The sequence below is a fragment of the Micrococcus sp. SL257 genome, assembly GCF_026625585.1.
Lineage (GTDB): Bacteria > Actinomycetota > Actinomycetes > Actinomycetales > Micrococcaceae > Micrococcus > Micrococcus luteus.
Map to the genome: position 1 here is coordinate 480,430 of NZ_CP113053.1, position 20,200 is coordinate 500,629.

The following is a 20,200-nucleotide window of genomic DNA, read 5'->3' on the forward strand; positions in this document are numbered from 1 at the left end:
GAATGGGCGGTCTCATCCCTTGACCCCGCCGTTCGAGGACGACCCCCCATGCCCCTTTCCACCCTCCGCGTCAGCCTGCCCTCCGTCCGCCGCACCCGCCCCGCCCCGCAGGGGGTCCGTGAGCGGATCGCGCACGCCGTCGTGTCCCGGCTGCAGCCGCGTCCCGTGCCGCCGGTGGACCGTCGGAGCCGCCTGGCGTGGCAGGTCTCGGGGGCACTGCCGCTGATCGGGTGCCTGACCTCGTTCCCCATCGGCATGTCCAAGGACTCCATGGTGATCCCGGGCGTCGGCTATCAGGGCGGTTTCCCCGCGGGCTGGTCCCACGCCCTCAACCAGCCGGCGTACTTCACGTGGCTGTCCAACGCGCTGGTCGCGGGCACGTCGCTGACGCTGGCCGCGCGTCGTGAGGCGCCCACGTCGGACGCGTTCTGGGCCGTGCGCACCGCCGGCCTCGGCTCGGTGATGGTCACGGGGACCGTCTACAACGCGGTGCTGCGTGGCCGCGAACAGGACACCTTCCTCTACCGGTTCAACGACGCGCTGCAGCACATCGTCAACCCCGTGCTCGCCCCGGCGGTGTGGGCGCTGTTCGACCCGCGCGGGCAGATCACGCCGCGGCGCGCCGGCCTGGCCTCGGTCATCCCGCTGATGTGGGCGGCGGTGACCATGGCGCGCGGGCCCCGCATCGACTGGTACCCGTACCCGTTCCTCGACGTGCCGCGGCTCGGCCGCCGCAGCGTGGGCGTCGTGCTCGCCGGGATCCTGGCCGGCTTCACCGGGCTCATGGGCGTGCTCGGCACCGTGGACCGCCGCCTCGGCCTGGCCTGAGGGGCCGTCCCCGGCGCTGGCGGCGCGTCAGTCGCCGCGGACGGCCTCGGCCACGGGCACGTCGCCGTCCACGAAGTCGATCTTCCGGCCCACCGTGCCCGGCTCGCTGAGCACGGCCACGATCGCCCGGGCGACGTTGCCGCGGCTGGCCCCACGCTGCGGGGCATCGGAGTCGGAGAGGTCCGGGTCCACGGTGATGCGGCCGGACGGCTCCTCGTCGGTCAGGGCGCCGGGACCGAGGATGGTCCAGGCCAGCCCGGAGTCCCGCAGCGCCTCGTCCGCCTCGGCCTTGGCCTGCGCGTAGGTGTAGAAGGGGTCGTCCTCGGGCACGTCGTGGTGCAGGGACGCGCCGAGGTAGGACACCATCACGTAGCGCCGCACGCCCGCGGCCTCGGCGGCGCGCATGCTGGCGACGGCGGCGTCGTGGTCCACGGCCCGGGTGCGCTGGGCGTCCCCGCCGCCCGCGCCCGCGGAGAACACGACGTTGTCCGCGTCGCGCAGCGCGTGGAGCAGCTCCTCCTGGTCCGCCTTCTCGATGTCCAGGACGAGCGGTTCGGCGCCGGCGGCGCGGACGTCCTCGGCGTGATCGGGGTTGCGGATGATCGAGACGACGTCGTGGCCGGCCTCCGCCAGCAGAGGTGCGGCGAGCAGGGCCACCTTGCCGTGGCCGCCGATGATCACGGTGCGGGTCATGGGAATCTCTCCTTCGGTTCGATCGGGTGCTGAACTCCCACAGTAGGGAGAGCCCGACGCCGGTGCGAGGGCGGAGCGGCGCTCCACCACCCCACTCCTCAGCTCTCCGCCTGGCCCTCCCGCCAGTAGCCCATGAAGGAGACGTGCTTCTTCGGCACGCCGCCGGGGCCCACGCTGAGCCGGCGCAGGGCGCGCACCATCGCGGACTCCCCGGCGAGGAACACGTAGGCCTCGGGCCGTTCGTCGGCCTCGAGGGCGGCGACGGTCCACTCGCGCTCGACGGAGGCCGCGGGCGGCGCGACCGGCCCGCCGGCGTCGTCGGGGTCCACGCCCAGCAGGGCGGCGAGGCGGGCGTGCGCCCAGGACCCCGACGGCGCCCCCGGCGCCCGGCGGCCCACGTGCAGGCGCACGCGGCCCCGGTCCGTCAGCTCCGTCACGGCCCGCCAGTCCCACGGCTCGGGGACGGCCAGGCGCTCGGCGATGAGGTCGGCGGCCTGCCCGTCGTGGGGCAGCTCGAGCACGAGGTCCGCCTCGCCGTCGAACCCGCCGAACGGGTCCGCGAGCTCCTCCGCCACGGACACCAGGGCGGGGACGGCGGTCTCGTCGCCCACGGCCAGCACACGGTGCGCCCCCGTCTGCCGCCAGCCGGACCACGCCGGCGCCTCCGCCGAGGGCACCAGCACGTTCACCGCGTCCCCCGCCTGGACGGCGCGCGCCCAGCGCAGGCCCGGCCCCTGATGCGGGTCGGCGGGGTCGTCCGGGTCGCCGTGCAGCACCACGTCCACGGTCAGCGAGGGCACCTGCCGCCCGTCGAGCCGCACGAGCCCGGCCGAGCGCACCGTGTACGTGCGCATCCAGCCGCGCTCCTCCTCGGGGATGGCCAGGAACCCGGCGCGGAACCCGGCGGACAGGTCCGGGTCCGCCGACGTCCCGCCCGGCGGGGGGATCAGCAGCTTCACATAGGCGTCCCGGCGCGGCCGCGCGCCCCGGTACAGGGCGTGCAGGTCGGCGACGCCGGGCGGCAGCAGTCCCAGCAGGTCCCCGCTGGCGGCCTCCAGGTCCGGGCCCGCCAGCACGATCCGCCGGAACCCGCGGCACGGCTGCTCCACGGACACCACGCGCGTGTGCGCCACGATCATGCCGTCGGCGCTCATCGGCGGTCCCCGTCCCCCCGCGGCAGCACCACGGGGTGGCCCAGCAGCGGGTCGGCCACCACGTCCGCGTCCAGGCCGAACACCTCGGCCAGCACCTCCGGCACGATCACCTCGCCCGGCGTGCCCTGCGCCACCACCCGGCCCGCGGCCATCGCCACGATGTGGTCCGCACTGCGCGCCGCCAGGTTCAGCTCGTGCAGCACCGCGACGACGGTCGCCCGGCCCTCGCCACGCGGGTCCGGGAGCGTGCGCACCAGGTCGAGCACCTCCACCTGATGGCTGAGGTCGAGGTAGCTCGTGGGCTCGTCGAGGAGCACCACCGGGGTCTGCTGGGCGAGCACGAGGGCGAGCCACGCCCGCTGCCGCTGCCCGCCGGAGAGCGTGCCGGCCTCGCGCTCGGCGAGCTCCACGAGGTCGGTGCGCTCGAGCGCCGCGGCGACCGCGGCGTCGTCGCCGGCGGCCCGGCCGCCCAGGAGCCCGCGGTGCGGGTGACGGCCGCGCGCCACGAGCTGCGCCACCGTCATGCCCTCGGGCGCCACGGGATGCTGGGGCAGCAGCGCCACGGTGCGGGCGTAGTCGCGCGCGGACACGCGGGCGGCGTCCCGACCGAGCACCTCGATGCTCCCGGCGCGCGGGGCGAGCTGGCGGGTCAGGCCGCGCAGCAGCGTGGACTTGCCGCAGCCGTTGGCGCCGATGATCGCGGTGACGCGCCCGGCGGGCACGTCCAGGTCGAGGTCCGCGACGATCGGCGGCGCCGAGGCCGGGCCGTAGCCGAGCGTCAGGCCGCGCAGGCGGATCGCGACGTCGTCGGCGGCCCCGGCGCGCGGTGCGGCGGGGGACGGGACGGTGAGCGGGGGAGCGGTCATGCGGAGCGCACGCCTCCTGGGGTCCGGCCCTGGCACAGCAGCAGCCAGAGCATGAGCGGGGCGCCGGCGGCGCCGGTGAGCACACCGGTGGGCAGGGCGGCGCCGGTGAGCAGGGGGACGGCCTCACCGGCCACGAGGTCCGCGAGCAGCACGAGCGCGGCGCCCGTGAGCGCCGCCGCGGGCAGGGAGGGCAGGCCACGGGTGAGCCCGCGCGCCACCGGGGTGGCCAGCAGCGCCACGAACGCCAGCGGCCCCACGACGGCGGTGGCCACGGCAGCGAGCACCGCGCCGAGCCCCAGCGCCGCGGCCGAGGTGGGGCGCGGCCGGGCGCCGAGGGCGTGCGCGAGGTCCGGGCCGACGTCGGCGGGGGCCAGCCGCGCGTGGAGCGCCCCCGCCAGCGGCAGGGCGACCACGAGCACGCCCGCGAGCAGCGCGATGCGGCCCCACGTGACGCCGTTGAGCGAGCCGGCGATCCAGACGGTGGCCGACTGCAGGTCGTGCTGGGCCAGCGAGAGCATGGCCCCGGCCACCACGGCCTGGCCCGCCGCCGCCACCGCGATGCCGGCCACCACGAACCGTTCGCCGCCCACCGAGCGGGCCGTGGCGAACACGGCGGCCACCGCCGCGAGGCCGCCGATCAGTGCCGTGGCGGCGCGCGTCAGGTCCGATGCGCCGCCGGTCTGCCCGGCGGTCGCCAGCATCCCCAGCACGACCGCCGCCGCGGCGCCCTGGGTGACGCCCAGGATGTCCGGCGAGGCCAGGGGGTTGCGCAGCGTGCGCCGGTAGAGCGCGCCGGCCGCGCCCAGGGCGGCGCCGGTGAGCACTGCGGCCACGGCGCGGGGCAGCTTCTCCTCCAGCACGATGAAGCTCGCTCCCGGGATCGTCTCCCCGCCCAGGATCCGCACGAGGTCCGGGACGGTCACCTGGTACGTGCCCCACACCACGCGCAGCAGGGCGAGGACCAGCACGGCCACGGCGAGGCCCGCGCAGGCCCGTCCGAGGCGGCGCCGGTCGGAGCGGCGCAGGCGGGCGACGACGTCGTCCGGGGCGGTGTGCTGGAGGTTCATGCGGCCACCCCCGGGCGGCGCAGCAGCGCCAGCAGCACGGGCACGCCGAGCAGGACGGTGGTCACCCCGAGGTGGATCTCCCCGGGCGCCACGACGAGCCGCCCGGCGAGGTCCGCGAGGATCACGAGGACGGCGCCCCACAGGGCGCAGCCGGCCATTAGGGCTCGCGTGCTCGGCGGCCGCAGACGGCGCAGCGCGTGGGGCACGAGCAGCCCCACGAACCCGACCGGCCCGGCCAGCGCCACCGCCGCGGCCGTGAGCAGCACGACCGCGCCCAGCAGCACCGCGCGCACCCGCTCCGGGCGCCCGCCCAGACCGTGCGCGAGGTCGTCGCCGAGGGCGAGGGCGTCGAGCCCGGGGGCCACGGCGACGGCGGCGAGCAGCCCGACGGCGATCACGGGCGCCAGGGCGAGCGCCTCGCCGAGGTCGGCGCGGGCCACCGTGCCCACGGCCCAGAAGCGCAGTCGGTCCTGGACCGTGGGGGAGAGCACGAGCAGCGCCGTGGTGCCGGCGGTGGCGCCGGCGGTGATCGCGGCGCCGGCCAGCACGAGCGCCATGGGGGAGGGGGCGCCGGGTGTCGTCCGGCCCCTCCGCGTGGCGGCCGCCGCCACCGCGTAGCCGAGCGCCGCCGCGACCAGCGTCCCGACGGCGGCCAGCGCCAGCACCCCGAACGTGGAGCCGGCGACGCCGAGCGCCATGCCCGCCGCCACGGCCAGCCCCGCGCCGGCGGAGAGCCCGAGCAGCCCCGGGTCGCCGAGCGGGTTGCGGGTGGCCCCCTGCAGGGCGGCGCCGGCCACGGCCAGCGCCGCCCCCACCAGCGCCCCCGTCACCACGCGGGGCACGCGGGAGGCCACGGCCGCCGCCTCGATGCCCTCCGGCACGGGGTGCCCGGTGAGGACCGCGCCCAGGGTGTCGAGCGCCGTCGTCGCCGGCACGGTGCGCGCGCCGAGGGCGACGCCGGCCACGAGCGCCGCCAGCAGCAGCGCCGCGGGCAGGGCGCCCATCAGCACGCCCGCGCGGACGCGGGCCGGGGAGGCCAGGGCCGTGGACGGCATGGGGAGGGATCAGCCCTGCGCGGTCTTCGCGGCCTCGGCGATCGGCGGGACGACCTTCTCGAGCGCGAACGGGATGGACAGCGGGGAGATCGCGGAGACGGAGAGGACCTCCTGCTCGTCCGTCTGCAGGACGAGGGCGCCGGCCTTCACGGCCGGGATCGAGCCCAGCAGGGGGTCGGACTCGATGGCCTCGCGGACCGAGTCCTGGGCGGCCCAGGAGACGAACACGTCCGACTCCAGCTCGTCCGCGCGCTCGGGCGACCACGTGAAGAAGAACGCCTGGTCCTCCGGGGAGTTCTCCGTCACCACCGGCGCCTGCTCCATGCCGAGCAGCTCGAGGAACTTCGGGCGGTTGTCCACGTCCGTGTAGATGCTGATCTGGTCCGCGGCGGCGGGGTCGATGGTGCCGTAGACGAAGGACGCGCCCTGGAGGCCCGCGTGCTTCTCGCCGGCGTCCTTGATCTGCTGCTCGAGGTCCGCGATGAGCTCCTCCGCCTCCTGCTCCTTGCCGAGCACGCGGCCGATGACCTCCGTGGACTGCTGCCACGAGGTGCCGTAGGCGGGGACGTCCTTCGGGTAGGCCACGGTGGGGGCGATCTTCGAGAGGCGGTCGTAGTCCTCCTGCGTGATGCCGGAGTAGACGGCGAGGATGACGTCCGGCTTCACGGCGGCGATCGCCTCGGCGTCGATGCCGGAGGCCTCGGACCACTGCACGGGCTTCTGGGCGCCCTCGGTCTCGGCGAGCTTCGCGTCGAACCAGTCGGTGGACTTCTCCGCGTTCCCCCCGAACTCCACGGCGGCCATGCCCACCGGCACCACCCCGAGGGCGAGGGTCACGTCCTGGTTCACCCAGGACACGGTGGCCACGCGGGTCGGGCGCTGCGGGATCTCGGTGGTGCCGTAGACGTGCTCGATGCTGCGGGGGAACGCGGCGTCCCCGCCCGCGGCGTCCGACGACGACGCACCGGCCGACGAGGACGAGGCCGAGCCTCCGGCCGGGCCGGTGGAGCACGCGGCGAGCAGGAGGGTGAGGCCGACTCCCCCGCCGGCGAGGAGGGAGCGGCGGGACAGGGGGGACGGTGCCATGGTGGTGGCCTTTCACGGTCGCGACGCGCGGGCGCCGGGCGGAGGGGGTCGGGTCTGCGGTCGGAGGATGCGTCGGCCCTGCCGGGCCGGCATTAGCAAACACCGACGTGAGGTAACTCCGGAAGATTAGGGCAACCTAACGCCTCTGTGCAATCCCGGTGAGGGGCGTCGTCGGGGGAGGTGGGCGGGATACGGTGGCCTGGTGAGCCAGAACCCCCTCCCCGCCCCGCGCGGCGACGCGCAGCGCGGCGCCGCCGACCACCACGACCGGGTCTCCGCGATGTTCGACGCCATCGCCGGCCGCTACGATCTGATGAACGCCGTCATGACATGGGGTCAGGAGCCGCGCCTGGTGCGCCACACGGTGGCGCGGGCCAACATCCCCGCGCAGGCCCGCGTGCTCGACCTGGCCACCGGCACCGGCGACCTCGCGTTCGAGGTGCTCAAGCGGCACCCCGACGCACAGGTGGTGGGCGCGGACATCGCCGCCGAGATGATGGAGGTCGGCCGTGCCCGCGCGGGCGGGGACCGCATCGAGTGGGTCGTCGCGGACGCGACAGACCTGCCGTTCGAGTCCGGCTCGTTCGACGCCGTGACCCACGGCTACCTGCTGCGCAACGTCGCGGACATCCCGGCGACTCTCGCCGAGCAGTTCCGCGTGCTGCGCCCCGGCGGCTGGGTCGCGGCCCTCGAGACGTCGCCGGCGCCGGACAACGTGCTCAAGCCCTTCTCCTCCTTCTACATCCACCGGGTGATGCCACAGCTGGCGAAGCTGATCGCCGACCGGCCGGAGGCCTACGCGTACCTGTCCTCCTCGACGAAGGCGTTCCACACGCCGGACGAGGTCGCGGACCTCTTCGCGGACGCCGGCTTCGTGAACATCGGCCACGAGACCCACATGTTCGACACCCTGGCCACGCACTGGGCCATGAAGCCGGTCGACTGACGCCGGCCACGCGGCGCGGCGTCAGCACAGGGCGGCCCCGGTGGCGCCGCCGGATGCGTCAGGGCTGTGACGAGTCACGCTGATGTCCGCAATCCGAGAAGACTCTGGGCCGACCCGGCTGATCCGCGTAGCATGGGGCTCCGTCGAGGGGGATCCGCGCACCCCCCGGCCTCCGGTCGCCGCCCGTCCGCCATCCCCCGGAACGGCGTCGCCCCTCCGTCGCGAGGCGCTCGTCCCCCGCAGCCCGCGACGTCCGCGTGGGCACCGTGAACCGTCTCCCGAACGTAGAGGAACTTTGTGAGCCCCATCCAGAGCACCACCGGCCCGTCATCCATGGCAGAGCTGAAGGAGGTCCTGCCCGAGCTCTCGCACCCGGACGGCGCACCGGTGCGGGTGCTCGTCGTGGACGACGAGCCGATGATCGCCGACCTGCTCTCCATGGGCTTCACCCTCTGCGGCTGGGAGGTGATCGTGGCCCACGACGGCGCGACCGCCGTCGAGCTGGGCACCGCCGGCCGGCCGGACCTGGCGATCCTGGACATCATGCTGCCGGACATGGACGGCCTGGACGTCCTGGAGCGCCTGCGCGCCCACTGGTCGGAGATGCCCGCCATGTTCCTCACCGCCAAGGACGCGACGGAGGACCGCGTGGCGGGCCTGGCCGCCGGCGGCGACGACTACGTGACCAAGCCCTTCTCCATGGAGGAGGTGCTCATCCGCGCGCACCGGCTCGTGCAGCGCTCCGGCGTGGTCTCGGGCGGCTCCGAGGTGCTCGTGGTCGGCGACCTGGTGATGAACACCCGCACCCACGAGGTGACCCGCGGCGGCGACGAGATCGAGCTGACCGCCACGCAGTACAACCTGCTGAAGTTCCTCATGGCCAACGTCCGCACGGTGCTCTCCAAGGAGCGCATCCTGCAGGACGTCTGGGGCTACGACTTCGGCGGCCGCGCGAACATCGTCGAGCTGTACATCTCCTACCTGCGGAAGAAGATCGACGCGGACCGGGATCCGATGATCCACACCATCCGCGGCGCCGGGTATGTCATCCGGCCTGCCTGAGACCGCCGCGGTCCCGTCGGGGCACGGCAGCACCCGCCGCAGGCGGCCCACGTCGCTGGCCCGCCGCATCGGCGCCGGCGTCCTTCTGATCCTGGTGGCCACCATCCTGGCCTACTCGTTCTTCGCGACCGGCATCACGAAGGCCCTGCTGACCGAATCCGCCTCTCGGGATGCCTCCGAAGCCTGGATCCGCGCCTCGGAGCAGCTGACGGTCCCCTCGCCGGGCGGAGGGGACGACGTCGGCCCCGGGGAGGGGTACCTGCGCGCGCCAGGCACCCTCGGCCAGCCCGAGGGCACGGTGGTCGCGCTCGTCCCGCTCTCCGGTCTGGAGGAGCATCGGCAGGACGCCCTCACCGGGCACCGGGTCGGTGACGCCGGGCAGTCCGTGCCGCTCACGGCGCGGGAGGCCCACGACCTTCTGCGCGCCGTCCGGGACCGGCCCGGCGGGCCGATGCTGGACGCCGTCGTCGGCGACGTCTCCTATCGCGTCCAGGCCCAGACCCTGACCGCGCCGGGCCCCTGGGTGGCCGCGGACCAGGTGCTCGTGGTGGGGGCGCCGACGGGCGCCATGTCCGACGTCGCGCGCCAGGCGCTGCTCGCGGTCGCCGTCGGACTGTCCGTCACCGTCCTCACCACCGCGATCCTGGTGACCCTGTGGCTGCGTCGGGGCCTGGCCCCGCTGCGCGAGGTCGCCGCCGTCGCCGAGCGGGTCGCCCAGGTGGACATGGCCCGCGCCGGGCTCGATTCGGAGGACTCACGCATGCCGCCTCGGCTCCTGCAGGGGCCGGACGAGGTGGCCGTCGTCGCCCAGGCGCTCGACCGGTTCACCGGCTCGGTCGAGGCGGCCCTGGAGCAGCGCCGCGTGCAGGAGCAGCAGATGCGCCGGTTCATGGCGGACGCCTCCCACGAGCTGCGCACGCCGCTCGCCTCGGTGCGCGGCTACGCCGAGATGATCGCGATGACGGAGGAGCTCTCCGCGACTGGCCGGCGGTCGCTCGACCGGGTGCTGTTCCAGGCCGACCGCATGGCCGCCCTCGTGGACGACATGCTCCTGCTCGAACGGCTCGAGTCCGTCTCCCGCGGCCGGGCCATGGGCCTGGCGCCCTCCGGGGAGGTGGCGCTGGCCGAACAGGTGGACCTGTCCGAGGTGGTCCTCGAGGGCGTGATGGACGCCCGCGCCGCGTGGCCGGACCACACGTGGGTGGTGGACCTGCCCGCAGGGGTGGAGCCGGGCACCCAGCGGTGCGTCACCGGCGACCGGTCGCAGCTGGCCCGCGTGGTCGGCAACCTGCTCTCCAACGCGGCCAAGCACACCCCCGTCGGGACCACCGTCACGGCCTCCGTGCGGCAGGACCAGCCCCGGCCCGGCTTCATGCTCGTCAGCGTCCACGACGACGGCGGCGGCATCCCGGCCGACCGACACGCCACCCTCTTCCACCGCTTCGTCCGGGGCCCCGGGAAGGGCCGGACGAGCGCCCCGGGCACGGAGCCGTCCACGGGTCTGGGTCTGGCCATCGTGCGCTCGATCGCGCGCAGCCATGGCGGGGACGTGACCGTGGCATCCGAGGGCGGGTGGACGCGTTTCGACGTCGTCGTGCCCTGCACCCCGGGGCGCGCCGGGCCGGGGGCTGCGGGCTCCTGCTGCGGCTCCGCCCGGGCCGGCCGGCCCTGACCCCGGGACGGCAACCGTTGACGTACCCCCACCCCCCTGTACGTACGGTGCCTGTGTATGACCGAAAGGGTCGTCCGGGACTTCCGGCCGATCCACCCCGACGCCGGTCGGCGAAGGCCGCCGGTGAGAGGAGCACGAACATGACTGACATCCGCCGAACCGCCACTGCCCTGACCCTCGCCGCCGCCGTCGTCACCGGCCTCGGTGCCCCCGCCGCCGTCGCGCAGACCACGGCCCCGGCCACCGAGGCCGCCACGACGGCACCGGCCTCCGAGTCGCCCGCCCCCCAGGAGGAGGAGAAGGACGACAACGGCAACTGGGGCCTGTGGGGCCTGGCCGGCCTGCTGGGCCTGGCGGGCCTGGCCGGCCGCCGCAAGCGTGAGGTGCACGCCGAGCCCGTGCGCCGCGACCACCACGTGGGCGGCGCGCACCGCGACCATGACGTGCACCGCGTGGACGACCGCGCCGGCGACGTGCGCGCCGAGGGCGCGGACACCCGCCGCCCGGGCACCGGCGACGCCCGCTGACCCGACCCCGGCCGCCCCGAGCGGCCCGTGACCGCGACCCCCGCCCCTCCGGCGGGGGTCGCGGCGCGTCCGGGGCGGGTCTCGAATGCGCCCGTCAGTCCGCGGTGTCCCCCGCCGAGGGCGCGGCGCGCAGCACCGCGTCCGTGAGGCGGTCCAGGGCCGCGGTCCCGGCCGTCCAGCGCTGCCAGTGCAGGTGCACGTCGGCCGCGCCGAGGGCCGGGATCGGCTCGAGGTCGGGGTGCCGGCCCTCGAGCACGCCCGGCGGGATCTGCACCGAGGGGAGCATGCCCCAGCCCAGCCCGAGCTCCACCGCCCGCAGATACGCGTGCACGGACGGCACCAGGTGGGTCGGCGGGACGATCGCGGGGCGGCCCCGGGTGACGCGGCGCAGCACCGTGTGCTGCAGGCCGTCACGGGGGCCGTAGTCCACGATCGGCAGCGTGCCGAAGTCGACCCGGCCCCGCGCGTCTCGGTGCAGCTCCAGCAGGAAGGACGCGCACACCGCGTGATAGCGCATCGTGCCCAGCGGGGTGGAGGTGCACCCGGCCACGGGCGTGGGGTCGTCCGTCACGGCCGCCACGACCGCGCCGTCCCGCAGCAGGACGGCGGTGTGCTCCTGGTCCTCGGACTGCATCTGCAGGACGACGTCGTCCCACGTCGCCGCCTCGCGCAGCACGGGCTCCCACCACGTGTCGAGGGAATCCGCGTTGAGGGCCACGCGCAGCGGCACGCGTCCTCCGTCGCCGCGGCCGAGCGCGGCGAGCGCCTCGTCCTCGAGTGCGAGGGTCTGCCGGGCGAGACGGAGCATGCGCTCGCCGGCCGCGGTCGGCCGGACGGGGACGGTGCGGGCCAGGAGCACCTGGCCCACCTGCCGCTCGAGGGCCTTGATCCGCTGCGAGAAGGCCGAGCCGGAGATCCGCAGGGAGTCCGCGGCGGCGTCGAAGGTGCCGTGGTCGACGGCCGCGACGAGGGCGCGCAGGTGGTCGGAGTTCATGCGGTCCAGGGTAGGGGTGGTCATGAAGGATGTCTTCAGATCTTGAAGAAGATCGCGATGGCACGGACGTGGGACGGCTCCTATCCTCGCTCGGTGACCATCTTCGCCACCGGATTCCTGACCTACCTCGCCCTCATCGTCGCCATCGGCGCGCAGACCCTGTTCCTGCTGCGCCAGATCGTCCGGCGCGACCGCGTGTGGACCGTCCTGACGGTGTGCTTCGTGGCCGATGTGGCGCTGCTCGTGCTCGGCGCCGGCGGCGTGGGCGTGGTGGCCGAACGCTGGCCGTGGCTCGTGCCCGCGCTGACCGTGGCCGGCGTGGTCTACCTCCTCGCGTTCGCCGTGGGCGCGCTGCGCTCCGCCTGGCGCGGGGACCGGACCCTCAGCACCTCGGCCGCGGACGGCGCGGGGACCGGGCACGGCCCCGACCGCATCGACCTCGCGGTCCTCACCGGTGAGCTGCCGCTGATCGACCCGGCGACCGGCCGCCTGGCCGATCGCGAGCCGGCCGGGGCCGGCGTCGGGCGTCACGACGACGGCGCGCCCGGCTTCGGCACCCCCTCGGGCGGCGGGTCGGTGGCGGTGCGGCAGCGCGTGCAGCCGCGCCGCGTGGCGCTGGACCGCCCACAGACGCCGCTGCCGCGGATCATCCTGCTGGCGCTGTCCGTCTCCCTGGTGAACCCGCACGCCATCCTCGACACGGTGGTGATGATGGGCACCTTCGCGCAGACGTTCGGGGCGGCGAAGTGGGCGTACGTGGGCGGCGCGGTGGCGGCCTCGCTCGTCTGGTTCACCGCGCTCGGCTGGGGCGGCACCAAGCTCGCCCCGTCCGTGGACTCGGCGCGGACGTGGCGGATCGTGGACGCCGTGGTGGGCGTGCTCATGCTGGGAATCGCCGTGAAGGTGGGGCTCACGCTCCTCTGAGCCGCCCGGGGAGGATGATGGGGGCATGAGTCCTTCCCCCTCCGACTCCGCCCCCACGCCGACCGTCGCAGCCGGGGAGGTCATCCGCGTCTCCGCCGTCGTGCTGGCCCGCCCGGACCGCCGCGTGCTGACCGTCCGCAAGGCCGGCACCGCCATGTTCATGTTCCCCGGCGGCAAGCACCTGCCCGGCGAGGCCCCCGTGGACACCGCGGTGCGCGAGGTGGCCGAGGAGACCGGGCTGCGCCTGCGCCCGGATGAGCTGACCCGCCTCGGCGCGTGGGACACCGCCGCCGCCAACGAGCCCGGCGCCGCCCTGCACTCGGAGGTGTTCGCGCTGTGGCGGCCCGTCGCCCGGCACGAGGTCCCCGAGCCGACGGACGAGATCGTCGAGCTGCACTGGATGGACCCCGCCGCCCCGGCCGCACCGGGCGGGCACGGCGTGGCCCCGCTGCTGCACCCCGTGCTGGCCGCCGTCGCCGCAGCGCCCCCGTTCTGACCTCCAGGCGGGCCGACCGGCCCGCGCTGATGTCCGCACCGGCCACTAGCCTGGCCGGGTGACGTCGCTGCTCCGCATCCTGCGCTTCGCGCCCCGGCTCCACCGCCTCTACCTCGGCATCGCCGTCAGCTCCGTGCTGGCCGCGGTGCTGGCCCTGGCCACCCCGTTCCTGATCGGTGCGGCCACGGACCGGATCGTCGCCGCCGTCGCGGGGGAGACCGACGTGGCCGAGGCCGTCACCGCGGTGACCTGGCTGGCGGTCGCGTTCCTCGCCGTCGAGGTGGCGACCACCCTGGTGGTGAGCGTGGGCGGCTACTGGGGCGACGTGATGGCCGCGCGCATGCGCACCATTCTCTCCACGCGGTACTTCGAGCAGCTGCTGCACCTGCCCCAGCGGTACTTCGACACCGCGATCACCGGGCGGGTCGTCAACCGGTTGAACCGCACCATCAACGAGATCACCCAGTTTCTGCAGTTCTTCGCGAACAACGCGTTCACCATGCTCGTCACCACCGCCGCGGTGCTCGTGATCACGGCGTTCTACTGGTGGCCGCTGGCGATCCTGCTGGCCGTCGTCTTCCCCGTGTACATGTGGCTCACCGCGCGGACGTCCGCGAAGTGGCAGGTGTGGGAGGGGGAGAAGAACACGGAGGTGGACGTCGCCTCGGGGCGGTTCGCCGAGGTGGTCTCCCAGATGTCCGTGGTGCGGGCCTACAACCGGCAGGACCACGAGCTCACCGGGTTCCGCGACCGGTTCCTGCGGACCGTGGAGATCACCCGGCAGCAGTCCCGGTTCTGGCACGGCATGGACGCCGGGCGCCGGCTCGCCCTGAACGTGGCCTTCGGCGCGATGTACCTGATCGTGTTCGTCCGCACCGCGCAGGGCCTGTTCTCCGTGGGCGACATGGTGATCCTCCTGCAGCTGATGAACATGGCCCGGCAGCCGATCTTCTCCATGAGCTTCCTCGTGGACTCCGCCCAGCGCGCCGTCGCCGGGTCGAAGGACTACTTCGAGGTGCTCGCCGAGGAGCGCGAGCGGGCCGGCGGGGCGGCGCTCGCGGCGGCGAGCGCGAGTGCGGAGTCGGCGGGTGCGGACGCACCGCGCGTGCCGGCGGAGCCGCGGGCCGACGTCGTGCCGGGTGCGCCGGACGTCCCCGCGGACGTGCCGGCCGTGCGCTTCGACGACGTCTCCTTCGCCTACGACGCCGACGCCGCCCGCCCCGTGCTGGACCGCGTGTCCTTCGACATCCCGCAGGGTGCCAGGGTGGCGCTCGTGGGCGAGTCGGGTGGCGGGAAGTCGACCATCGCGCACCTGCTGCTGGGTCTGTACCCGGTGACGAGCGGACGCATCGAGGTGTTCGGACAGGACGTCGCCGGGCTGGACCTGGCCGTGCTGCGCGGGCGGATCGCCACCGTGTTCCAGGAGCCGAGCCTGTTCTCCGGGACGGTGCGCGAGAACATCGCCTACGCGGACCCCGACGCCTCCGACGAGCGCGTCCGGGCCGCCGCCAAGGCCGCGTACGCGCACCGGTTCGTGGAGGCGTTCGACGACGGCTACGACCAGGTGATCGGCGAGCGGGGGCTGCGGCTGTCCGGCGGGCAGAGGCAGCGGATCGCGGTGGCGCGGGCCGTGCTGAAGGACGCGCCGATCCTCGTGCTGGACGAGGCCACCTCCGCACTGGACACGAAGTCAGAACGGCTCGTGCAGGCGGCCCTCGAGGACCTGATGGTGGGGCGGTCGAGCCTGATCGTGGCGCACCGGCTGAGCACGATCGCGTCCGTGGACCGGATCGTCACGCTGCGCGGCGGGCAGGTGCAGGAGATCGGGACCCCGGCCGAGCTGGCCGCGTCCGGCGGGATCTACGCGCAGCTGCTCGAGCTGCAGAGGGCCGGCACCCAGGAGGCCCGGAAGATGCTGAAGGAGTACGGGCTGAGCGGGTGATCCCGGAATCTTCTGCGGATCCGACCCTTCCGAGCGCTGCGCGGCGGCCCAGAAGGGTCAGATGTGCAACGGATTCCCAGCGCGCGGCAGGACGTCCACGACGACGTCGGCCCGACGCCTCCGCAGGGCCTGTGGACAACCGGGCCCGCCGACGTCGGGAGCGAGCAGGATCGGGGCCATGCGCGTGCCCGGACCCTTCCCCGCCCACCTCCAGGACGCCCCGTTCACGCGGGCGCAGGCGCTGGCCGCCGGGGTGTCCGGGTCGCGGCTGCGCAGCCGGGACGTCGAACGCGTCGCGCACGGCCACTACCGCTGGATCGGCCCCGTCACCGGGGCGACGCCGCCCGCGCGTCCCCTCGCCACCGAGCTGTCCCGGCTGCAGGACCTGGCGGCGATGCGTCCCGACGTCGTGGTGACCGGAGAGTCCGTGGCCCGGTTGCTGGGCTGGCCCCTCCCGGACGACGTGAAGGCCCGGGTGCGTCCTACCGTCCTGCGGTCCCGCACCCGCCGGGTGCTACGGGAGCCCGGCGTGCGCACCCGGCTCGTGGACCTGGACCGCGTCCTCGTGCGGAGGGACCGGCTGCACGGGCTGCGATGGACCTCGCACGCCGACACCTGGTTCCACCTGGCCACCGTCCTGGACCGAGACGCGCTCGTGGCGGTCGGAGATCGGCTGGCACGGGAGGACGAACGGCGGGGGAAGGTCGCGCTGGCCACCCGCCGGGAGCTCGGCGCCGCGCTCGAGCGGCACACCGGCGAGGCCGGGATCGTGCGGGCGCGGGAGGCGCTCGCGCTCGTGCGCACCGGTTCCGACTCCCCGGCCGAGACCGAACTGCGCCTGGCGCTGATGGCCGCGGGGCTGCCCGAGCCGGACCTGCAGATCGAGCTCTGGGACCCGGACTACTCGCTGTGGCACCCCGCCAGCGCGGACCTCGGCTACCGGCGGTGGCGGATCGCGATCCACTACGAGGGCAAGACCCACGACGGCGCCGCGCAGGTCGGCAAGGACACCCGCCGGGACGCGGTGTTCCTGCGTCAGGGCTGGCTCAACATCCGGGTGGCGGGGACGGACCGGTGGCGGGGATTCGTCGAGACGGCGGGGCTGGTGCGGGCCGCGATCGCGGAGCGTGGCGGTCTCGACGCCGGTGGCGCGGAGGATCGTCTGCGGAACTGACCCTTCTGGGGCGGGAGCGGACGTCCAGAAGGGTCAGGGGCGCAGAAGATTCCGGAAGGCCGACGACGGCGCCGCGTCACGCGACGACGCACCGCGGTCGCGCTCCTACCATGACGGGATGACCGCACCGGATCCCGCCCCCACCGACGCCCGCCGCGCGGAAGACCGCTCCGCGCGCATCGCCGTCACCGTCTTCCCGCTGCTGGTGCTCGCCGCCGCGCTCGTGGGCTTCCTCGCCCCGACCGCCGCGAAGACGCTGCTGCCCCAGGTGAACCTGTTCCTCGGGATCATCATGTTCGGCATGGGCCTGACGCTGACCCTTCCGGACTTCGGCCTCGTCGCCCGCCGGCCGCTGCCCGTGCTGCTGGGCGTGGTGGCGCAGTACGCGATCATGCCGCTGCTGGGGCTCGGCGTCGCCGTCGTGCTCCAGCTGCCGCCCGAGCTCGCGGCGGGCGTGATCCTCGTGGGCTCGACCCCGGGCGGCACGTCCTCGAACGTGGTCAGCTATCTCGCCCGCGCCGACACAGCCCTCTCCGTGGCCATGACCTCCGTGTCCACGCTCCTGGCTCCGCTACTCACGCCGCTGCTCACCCTGTGGCTGGCCGGCCAGTACATGGCCGTCGACGGCGGCGCCATGGCCAAGTCCATCGTGAACATCGTGCTCCTGCCGGTCCTGGGCGGACTCGTCGTGCGCCTGCTGCTGCGCCGCGTCGTCGACCGCGTGCTGCCCGCCCTGCCGTGGGTCTCGGTGGTGTTCATCGCGCTGGTGGTGGCCGCCGTCGTCGGCAACAGCGCCTCCCGCGTGCTGTCGGCGGGCCTGCTGGTGTTCGCAGCGGTGGTGCTGCACAACGGGCTCGGCTACCTGCTCGGCTACGGCGCGGCGAAGCTGTTCCGGCTGCCCACGCCCGTGGCGCGCACGGTCTCGATCGAGGTCGGCATGCAGAACTCGGGCCTCGCTGCGGGCCTCGCGGCGCAGTACATCTCGCCGGCGGCGGCCCTGCCGGGCGCCGTGTTCTCGATCTGGCACAACCTCTCCGGGGCCGTGCTCGCCATGGCCTACCGCCGTGCGGACGGCCGCAGGGCCGCGCAGGAGTGAGGGCCGCGGCGCAGGTCAGCCCTGCGCGGGCGGCTCGTTGATTTGGAACGTGGCCCCGGCGGGGTCCTGCACGGTGGTGACGCGGCCGAACGGGGAGTCCTGGGGGCCGTCCAGGACCGTGCCGCCGTGCTCGCGGATCACCTCGAGCGCGCGGTCCGTGTCCGCGACGGCGATGTACATGCGCCAGTACCCCACCGCGTTCGGCGGCAGCCAGGCCCGCGCGTCGCACAGGCCCGCGGTCGCGCGGTCGAACGGGTGGTTCGTCGCGTAGCGGGGGCCGTCGTGGGCCGCGTCCTCGGCGTCGGCCGCGGTCTGCGTGTCCTCCGGGGCGCCGTCGTCCCCCAGCGGGGTGGGCTGCCAGCCGGCCACGGCGCGGTAGAACTCGGCGGACTCGTCGAAGCGGGTCGTCATGAGCTCGAATCACACGGAGGTGCCGGGGGTGAGCGGCAGGTCATGGCCGGCCAAGGTGCCGGACTGCCAGAAGCCCACCACCTCGTGGCCCGGGCCCTCGGCCATGGCCATCACACCGAGGTCGCCGACGGGCATGGCGTCCACGAGCACGGCGCCGCCGTTCTCCCGCACGGCGGTGAGGGTGGCGTCCATGTCCTGTGTGCGCAGGTACACGGTCCACGCGGCGGGCGGGGCGTCCTCGCCGGTCATCTGCGAGAGCTGGTCGGCGTCCATGGCGCCGCCCACGGAGGCGCCGTCCTTGGTGATCATGCGGTAGTGGCCGAACTCCTCGCCGGAGTCGGTGAAGGACCAGCCGAAGAGGGCCTCGTAGAAGGCCTGCTGGCGGGCGAAGTCGGGGGCGGTGTAGTCGATCCAGGCGGGGGAGCCGGCGGGGGCGGCAGGGGCAGCGAGGAGGGTCTCGCTCATGCGGCTCAGCGTAGGGCGCGCCCGGGACCCCGTCACGAGGTCTCGGGCGCGTCGCCGGGGCCGCGGACCGGCGCCGAGCTGTGGGGCGCGGCTCGCACGCACCGCGCCCCGCCTGCTCACACCTCGGTGGAGGTGGCGGTGTCCAGGTTGCCGGTGGGCTCGTCCCCGAACACGACGCCCGGTCGGGTGAGCAGGGCGCGGGCGACGGCGACGCGCTGCTGCTGACCGCCCGAGAGCTCGTGCGGGCGGTGGCGCAGGCGGGTCAGGGCGGTGTCGTCCAGTCCTGTGATCTCCGTGCCGCCGATCCTCACGGAGCCCGAGGTCCGCGCGTCCAGCCCGGCCAGGCAGTGCAGGAGCGTCGACTTGCCCGACCCCGAGGGCCCCATGATCGCGGTGAACGCGCCCGAGGCGAAGTCCACGTCCACCCCGCGCAGGGCGTGCACCTGCGCGTCACCGCGCCCGTAGGCGCGGGTGAGGCCGCGGGCGCAGACGGCGGGCGCCGTCGTCGTGGTGGCGGACGACGACGGCGTGCCCGGCCCCGGCGCGACGGGGCCGGGGGTCGTGGGGGAGAAGGGGTGTGCGGGGGAAGAGGTGTCCATGGCGGCCACTCTCCCGCGCGGACCCGGCGGGGCGGATCGGAGGAGGGGACCACCTCCGCGGGCGGCGGGTCATGCCCGGGGATGAGGCGGGCCGGCGAGGCGTGGACCCGAGGGCGTCAGGTCCCCGCCGCCGGGCGGTGCGGGGTGGAGTGGGATGATGGGGACATGAGAGCCGACGCCCGCGCCAACCGCCAGGACCTGCTGGCGGCCGCCGGCCGTCTCATCGCCACCCAGGGGGCGGCGATGTCCCTGCGCGGGGTGGCGCAGGAGGCCGGGATCGGCGTGGGGACGCTGTACCGGCACTTCCCCACGCGTCGGGATCTGCTGGACGCCGTGCTCGAGGACGTCGTGGCCCGCACCGGGGGGATCCTGCAGGCCTTCCTCGACGGGGTGGGCGGGGACGGGCACGGCGGTGGGACCGAGGCGCGGTGGCGGAGGCTCGCGGAGGACCTGGGGGCCGTGAACCTGGCCTCGCTCGCGGCGGCCCGGGACGACTTCGACCCCGCCGACCGGCCGCCCGAGGCCCTCATCGCCGAGGCCGAGCGTGTGATCCTCGAGCTCGCGGACCAGGTGGTGGCCGAGGCGCGGCGGGCCGGGCTCGTGGGCCCGGACGTGACCGGGGCGGACTACCTGTTCGGCCTGCTCATGGTCACCCGGTCGCCGGAGTGCGCGCTGCTGGGCCACGGCCCGGACCAGCGGGGCTGGCTGCTGGACACGTACCTGCGCGGCCTGCGGCCCTGAGGGCGCGGCCGGGTCAGTCGCCCGGGGCGTCGTCCTCCAGGACGGGGCGGGCGGTGGCCCACGCGACGGCGCCGGCGAGCAGGCCGGCGCCCGCGGTGAGCGCCAGGCGGAGCAGCCCCTCGACCCCCGTGAACAGGCTCAGGCCCAGCATCACGACGGCGGCCGTCACCAGCGCCACGAAGAAGGCCACGCATTCACTGTCCCGCTGCGCCTGCTCGGCGGCTGGGTCGGAGGCGCGGGACGTCGTCGGGGTGGGGTGGTCCAGGATGCTGCCGGTCATGGTGCCTCTCCTCCAGTGCGCGTCGGGCCGGGGCGGCCATCGGCGCGTGCACCCCGGCGGCGGACCCGCTGCGGGGCCTGCGTCCAGCATCGCGGAGGGGGTGGGCGCACCGGCAGGGCCAT

The 20,200-nt window shown here is 75.1% G+C and carries 21 protein-coding genes and 1 pseudogene; 11 read left to right on the forward strand and 11 right to left on the reverse strand.

Annotated elements, in window-relative coordinates:
• The first annotated feature begins 48 nt into the window (after positions 1–48).
• Entirely contained in the window at positions 49–828 is a 780-nt protein-coding gene (locus tag OVA32_RS02270; RefSeq protein WP_267715018.1) for a Pr6Pr family membrane protein, read from the forward strand.
• Between the two features lie 27 nt (positions 829–855).
• Here the strand turns inward: OVA32_RS02270 and OVA32_RS02275 are convergent, their stop codons facing one another.
• The 6 genes from OVA32_RS02275 to OVA32_RS02300 all read right to left on the reverse strand — a co-directional run bounded on the left by OVA32_RS02275 (position 856) and on the right by OVA32_RS02300 (position 6,749).
• Positions 856–1,521: an SDR family oxidoreductase gene (locus tag OVA32_RS02275; protein WP_041104097.1), complete on the reverse strand. Its 666-nt coding sequence runs from the start codon at positions 1,519–1,521 to the stop codon at positions 856–858.
• Between the two features lie 98 nt (positions 1,522–1,619).
• A complete protein-coding gene (locus tag OVA32_RS02280) occupies positions 1,620–2,675 on the reverse strand; it encodes a siderophore-interacting protein (protein WP_041104096.1) in 1,056 nt (351 codons plus the stop codon).
• Complete coding sequence (locus OVA32_RS02285; RefSeq protein WP_069941200.1) at positions 2,672–3,541, reverse strand: ABC transporter ATP-binding protein; 870 nt, start codon at positions 3,539–3,541, stop codon at positions 2,672–2,674. Before OVA32_RS02285 ends, OVA32_RS02280 begins: the two co-directional genes overlap by 4 nt.
• A complete protein-coding gene (locus OVA32_RS02290; protein ID WP_119217686.1) occupies positions 3,538–4,608 on the reverse strand; it encodes a FecCD family ABC transporter permease in 1,071 nt (356 codons plus the stop codon). Before OVA32_RS02290 ends, OVA32_RS02285 begins: the two co-directional genes overlap by 4 nt.
• Positions 4,605–5,663: a FecCD family ABC transporter permease gene (locus OVA32_RS02295; protein ID WP_036314493.1), complete on the reverse strand. Its 1,059-nt coding sequence runs from the start codon at positions 5,661–5,663 to the stop codon at positions 4,605–4,607. The genes OVA32_RS02290 and OVA32_RS02295 overlap by 4 nt, the downstream gene beginning before the upstream one ends.
• A 9-nt stretch (positions 5,664–5,672) precedes the next feature.
• On the reverse strand, positions 5,673–6,749 hold the full coding sequence (locus OVA32_RS02300) for an iron-siderophore ABC transporter substrate-binding protein (protein WP_248086804.1): 1,077 nt from the start codon (positions 6,747–6,749) through the stop codon (positions 5,673–5,675).
• A gap of 202 nt (positions 6,750–6,951) precedes the next feature.
• Here OVA32_RS02300 and OVA32_RS02305 point away from each other — a divergent pair, with 202 nt between their 5' ends.
• From OVA32_RS02305 to OVA32_RS02320, 4 genes are all read left to right on the forward strand, one after another.
• Entirely contained in the window at positions 6,952–7,695 is a 744-nt protein-coding gene (locus tag OVA32_RS02305; RefSeq protein WP_267715024.1) for a ubiquinone/menaquinone biosynthesis methyltransferase, read from the forward strand.
• Positions 7,696–8,028: 333 nt separating this feature from the next.
• Positions 8,029–8,757, forward strand: coding sequence for a response regulator transcription factor (locus OVA32_RS02310; RefSeq protein ID WP_036382391.1), 729 nt, complete (start codon positions 8,029–8,031; stop codon positions 8,755–8,757).
• A gap of 94 nt (positions 8,758–8,851) precedes the next feature.
• On the forward strand, positions 8,852–10,429 hold the full coding sequence (locus tag OVA32_RS02315; RefSeq protein ID WP_257966166.1) for a HAMP domain-containing sensor histidine kinase: 1,578 nt from the start codon (positions 8,852–8,854) through the stop codon (positions 10,427–10,429).
• 140 nt (positions 10,430–10,569) lie between these two features.
• On the forward strand, positions 10,570–10,956 hold the full coding sequence (locus OVA32_RS02320; protein ID WP_036314487.1) for a WGxxGxxG family protein: 387 nt from the start codon (positions 10,570–10,572) through the stop codon (positions 10,954–10,956).
• A gap of 94 nt (positions 10,957–11,050) precedes the next feature.
• Here the strand turns inward: OVA32_RS02320 and OVA32_RS02325 are convergent, their stop codons facing one another.
• A complete protein-coding gene (locus tag OVA32_RS02325) occupies positions 11,051–11,974 on the reverse strand; it encodes an ArgP/LysG family DNA-binding transcriptional regulator (protein WP_080695961.1) in 924 nt (307 codons plus the stop codon).
• 69 nt (positions 11,975–12,043) lie between these two features.
• Between OVA32_RS02325 and OVA32_RS02330 the strand changes: the two genes are divergently transcribed.
• From OVA32_RS02330 to OVA32_RS02350, 5 genes are all read left to right on the forward strand, one after another.
• Entirely contained in the window at positions 12,044–12,874 is an 831-nt protein-coding gene (locus tag OVA32_RS02330) for a LysE/ArgO family amino acid transporter (protein ID WP_235186484.1), read from the forward strand.
• Positions 12,875–12,899: 25 nt separating this feature from the next.
• Complete coding sequence (locus OVA32_RS02335) at positions 12,900–13,370, forward strand: NUDIX hydrolase (protein ID WP_036336764.1); 471 nt, start codon at positions 12,900–12,902, stop codon at positions 13,368–13,370.
• Between the two features lie 58 nt (positions 13,371–13,428).
• Positions 13,429–15,312, forward strand: coding sequence for an ABC transporter ATP-binding protein (locus OVA32_RS02340; protein ID WP_036382365.1), 1,884 nt, complete (start codon positions 13,429–13,431; stop codon positions 15,310–15,312).
• A gap of 178 nt (positions 15,313–15,490) precedes the next feature.
• On the forward strand, positions 15,491–16,486 hold the full coding sequence (locus OVA32_RS02345; RefSeq protein WP_036314481.1) for a hypothetical protein: 996 nt from the start codon (positions 15,491–15,493) through the stop codon (positions 16,484–16,486).
• A gap of 118 nt (positions 16,487–16,604) precedes the next feature.
• Positions 16,605–17,582 (forward strand): bile acid:sodium symporter family protein, encoded by a 978-nt coding sequence (locus tag OVA32_RS02350; protein ID WP_095695092.1) that lies wholly within the window; start codon positions 16,605–16,607, stop codon positions 17,580–17,582.
• A gap of 15 nt (positions 17,583–17,597) precedes the next feature.
• Here the strand turns inward: OVA32_RS02350 and OVA32_RS02355 are convergent, their stop codons facing one another.
• From OVA32_RS02355 to OVA32_RS02365, 3 genes and pseudogenes are all read right to left on the reverse strand, one after another.
• Positions 17,598–17,993 (reverse strand): VOC family protein, encoded by a 396-nt coding sequence (locus OVA32_RS02355; RefSeq protein ID WP_228070611.1) that lies wholly within the window; start codon positions 17,991–17,993, stop codon positions 17,598–17,600.
• Between the two features lie 9 nt (positions 17,994–18,002).
• Positions 18,003–18,458 carry a VOC family protein gene (locus OVA32_RS02360; RefSeq protein ID WP_231866301.1) on the reverse strand — a complete coding sequence of 152 codons (456 nt, stop codon included), beginning with the start codon at positions 18,456–18,458 and terminating at the stop codon, positions 18,003–18,005.
• 119 nt (positions 18,459–18,577) lie between these two features.
• Positions 18,578–19,057: pseudogene (locus OVA32_RS02365) on the reverse strand (ABC transporter ATP-binding protein); the annotation flags it as partial.
• A 165-nt stretch (positions 19,058–19,222) separates the two neighbouring features.
• Between OVA32_RS02365 and OVA32_RS02370 the strand changes: the two are divergent.
• Positions 19,223–19,798 carry a TetR/AcrR family transcriptional regulator gene (locus OVA32_RS02370; protein WP_041105146.1) on the forward strand — a complete coding sequence of 192 codons (576 nt, stop codon included), beginning with the start codon at positions 19,223–19,225 and terminating at the stop codon, positions 19,796–19,798.
• A gap of 13 nt (positions 19,799–19,811) precedes the next feature.
• Here OVA32_RS02370 and OVA32_RS02375 read toward each other — a convergent pair whose 3' ends face one another.
• Positions 19,812–20,078 (reverse strand): hypothetical protein, encoded by a 267-nt coding sequence (locus OVA32_RS02375; RefSeq protein WP_020625619.1) that lies wholly within the window; start codon positions 20,076–20,078, stop codon positions 19,812–19,814.
• Positions 20,079–20,200 lie beyond the last annotated feature (122 nt).

Excerpts from the sequence above, each read along its gene's own strand:
- OVA32_RS02310 (WP_036382391.1), top strand. The coding sequence starts at position 8,029 with ATGGCAGAGCTGAAGGAGGTCCTGCCCGAGCTCTCGCACCCGGACGGC.
- OVA32_RS02300 (WP_248086804.1), bottom strand. The coding sequence starts at position 6,749 with ATGGCACCGTCCCCCCTGTCCCGCCGCTCCCTCCTCGCCGGCGGGGGA.
- OVA32_RS02285 (WP_069941200.1), bottom strand. The coding sequence starts at position 3,541 with ATGACCGCTCCCCCGCTCACCGTCCCGTCCCCCGCCGCACCGCGCGCC.
- OVA32_RS02355 (WP_228070611.1), bottom strand. The coding sequence starts at position 17,993 with ATGACGACCCGCTTCGACGAGTCCGCCGAGTTCTACCGCGCCGTGGCC.
- OVA32_RS02350 (WP_095695092.1), top strand. The coding sequence starts at position 16,605 with ATGACCGCACCGGATCCCGCCCCCACCGACGCCCGCCGCGCGGAAGAC.
- OVA32_RS02280 (WP_041104096.1), bottom strand. The coding sequence starts at position 2,675 with ATGAGCGCCGACGGCATGATCGTGGCGCACACGCGCGTGGTGTCCGTG.
- OVA32_RS02375 (WP_020625619.1), bottom strand. The coding sequence starts at position 20,078 with ATGACCGGCAGCATCCTGGACCACCCCACCCCGACGACGTCCCGCGCC.
- OVA32_RS02275 (WP_041104097.1), bottom strand. The coding sequence starts at position 1,521 with ATGACCCGCACCGTGATCATCGGCGGCCACGGCAAGGTGGCCCTGCTC.
- OVA32_RS02370 (WP_041105146.1), top strand. The coding sequence starts at position 19,223 with ATGAGAGCCGACGCCCGCGCCAACCGCCAGGACCTGCTGGCGGCCGCC.
- OVA32_RS02320 (WP_036314487.1), top strand. The coding sequence starts at position 10,570 with ATGACTGACATCCGCCGAACCGCCACTGCCCTGACCCTCGCCGCCGCC.
- OVA32_RS02335 (WP_036336764.1), top strand. The coding sequence starts at position 12,900 with ATGAGTCCTTCCCCCTCCGACTCCGCCCCCACGCCGACCGTCGCAGCC.
- OVA32_RS02290 (WP_119217686.1), bottom strand. The coding sequence starts at position 4,608 with ATGAACCTCCAGCACACCGCCCCGGACGACGTCGTCGCCCGCCTGCGC.
- OVA32_RS02295 (WP_036314493.1), bottom strand. The coding sequence starts at position 5,663 with ATGCCGTCCACGGCCCTGGCCTCCCCGGCCCGCGTCCGCGCGGGCGTG.
- OVA32_RS02270 (WP_267715018.1), top strand. The coding sequence starts at position 49 with ATGCCCCTTTCCACCCTCCGCGTCAGCCTGCCCTCCGTCCGCCGCACC.
- OVA32_RS02360 (WP_231866301.1), bottom strand. The coding sequence starts at position 18,458 with ATGAGCGAGACCCTCCTCGCTGCCCCTGCCGCCCCCGCCGGCTCCCCC.
- OVA32_RS02325 (WP_080695961.1), bottom strand. The coding sequence starts at position 11,974 with ATGACCACCCCTACCCTGGACCGCATGAACTCCGACCACCTGCGCGCC.
- OVA32_RS02345 (WP_036314481.1), top strand. The coding sequence starts at position 15,491 with ATGCGCGTGCCCGGACCCTTCCCCGCCCACCTCCAGGACGCCCCGTTC.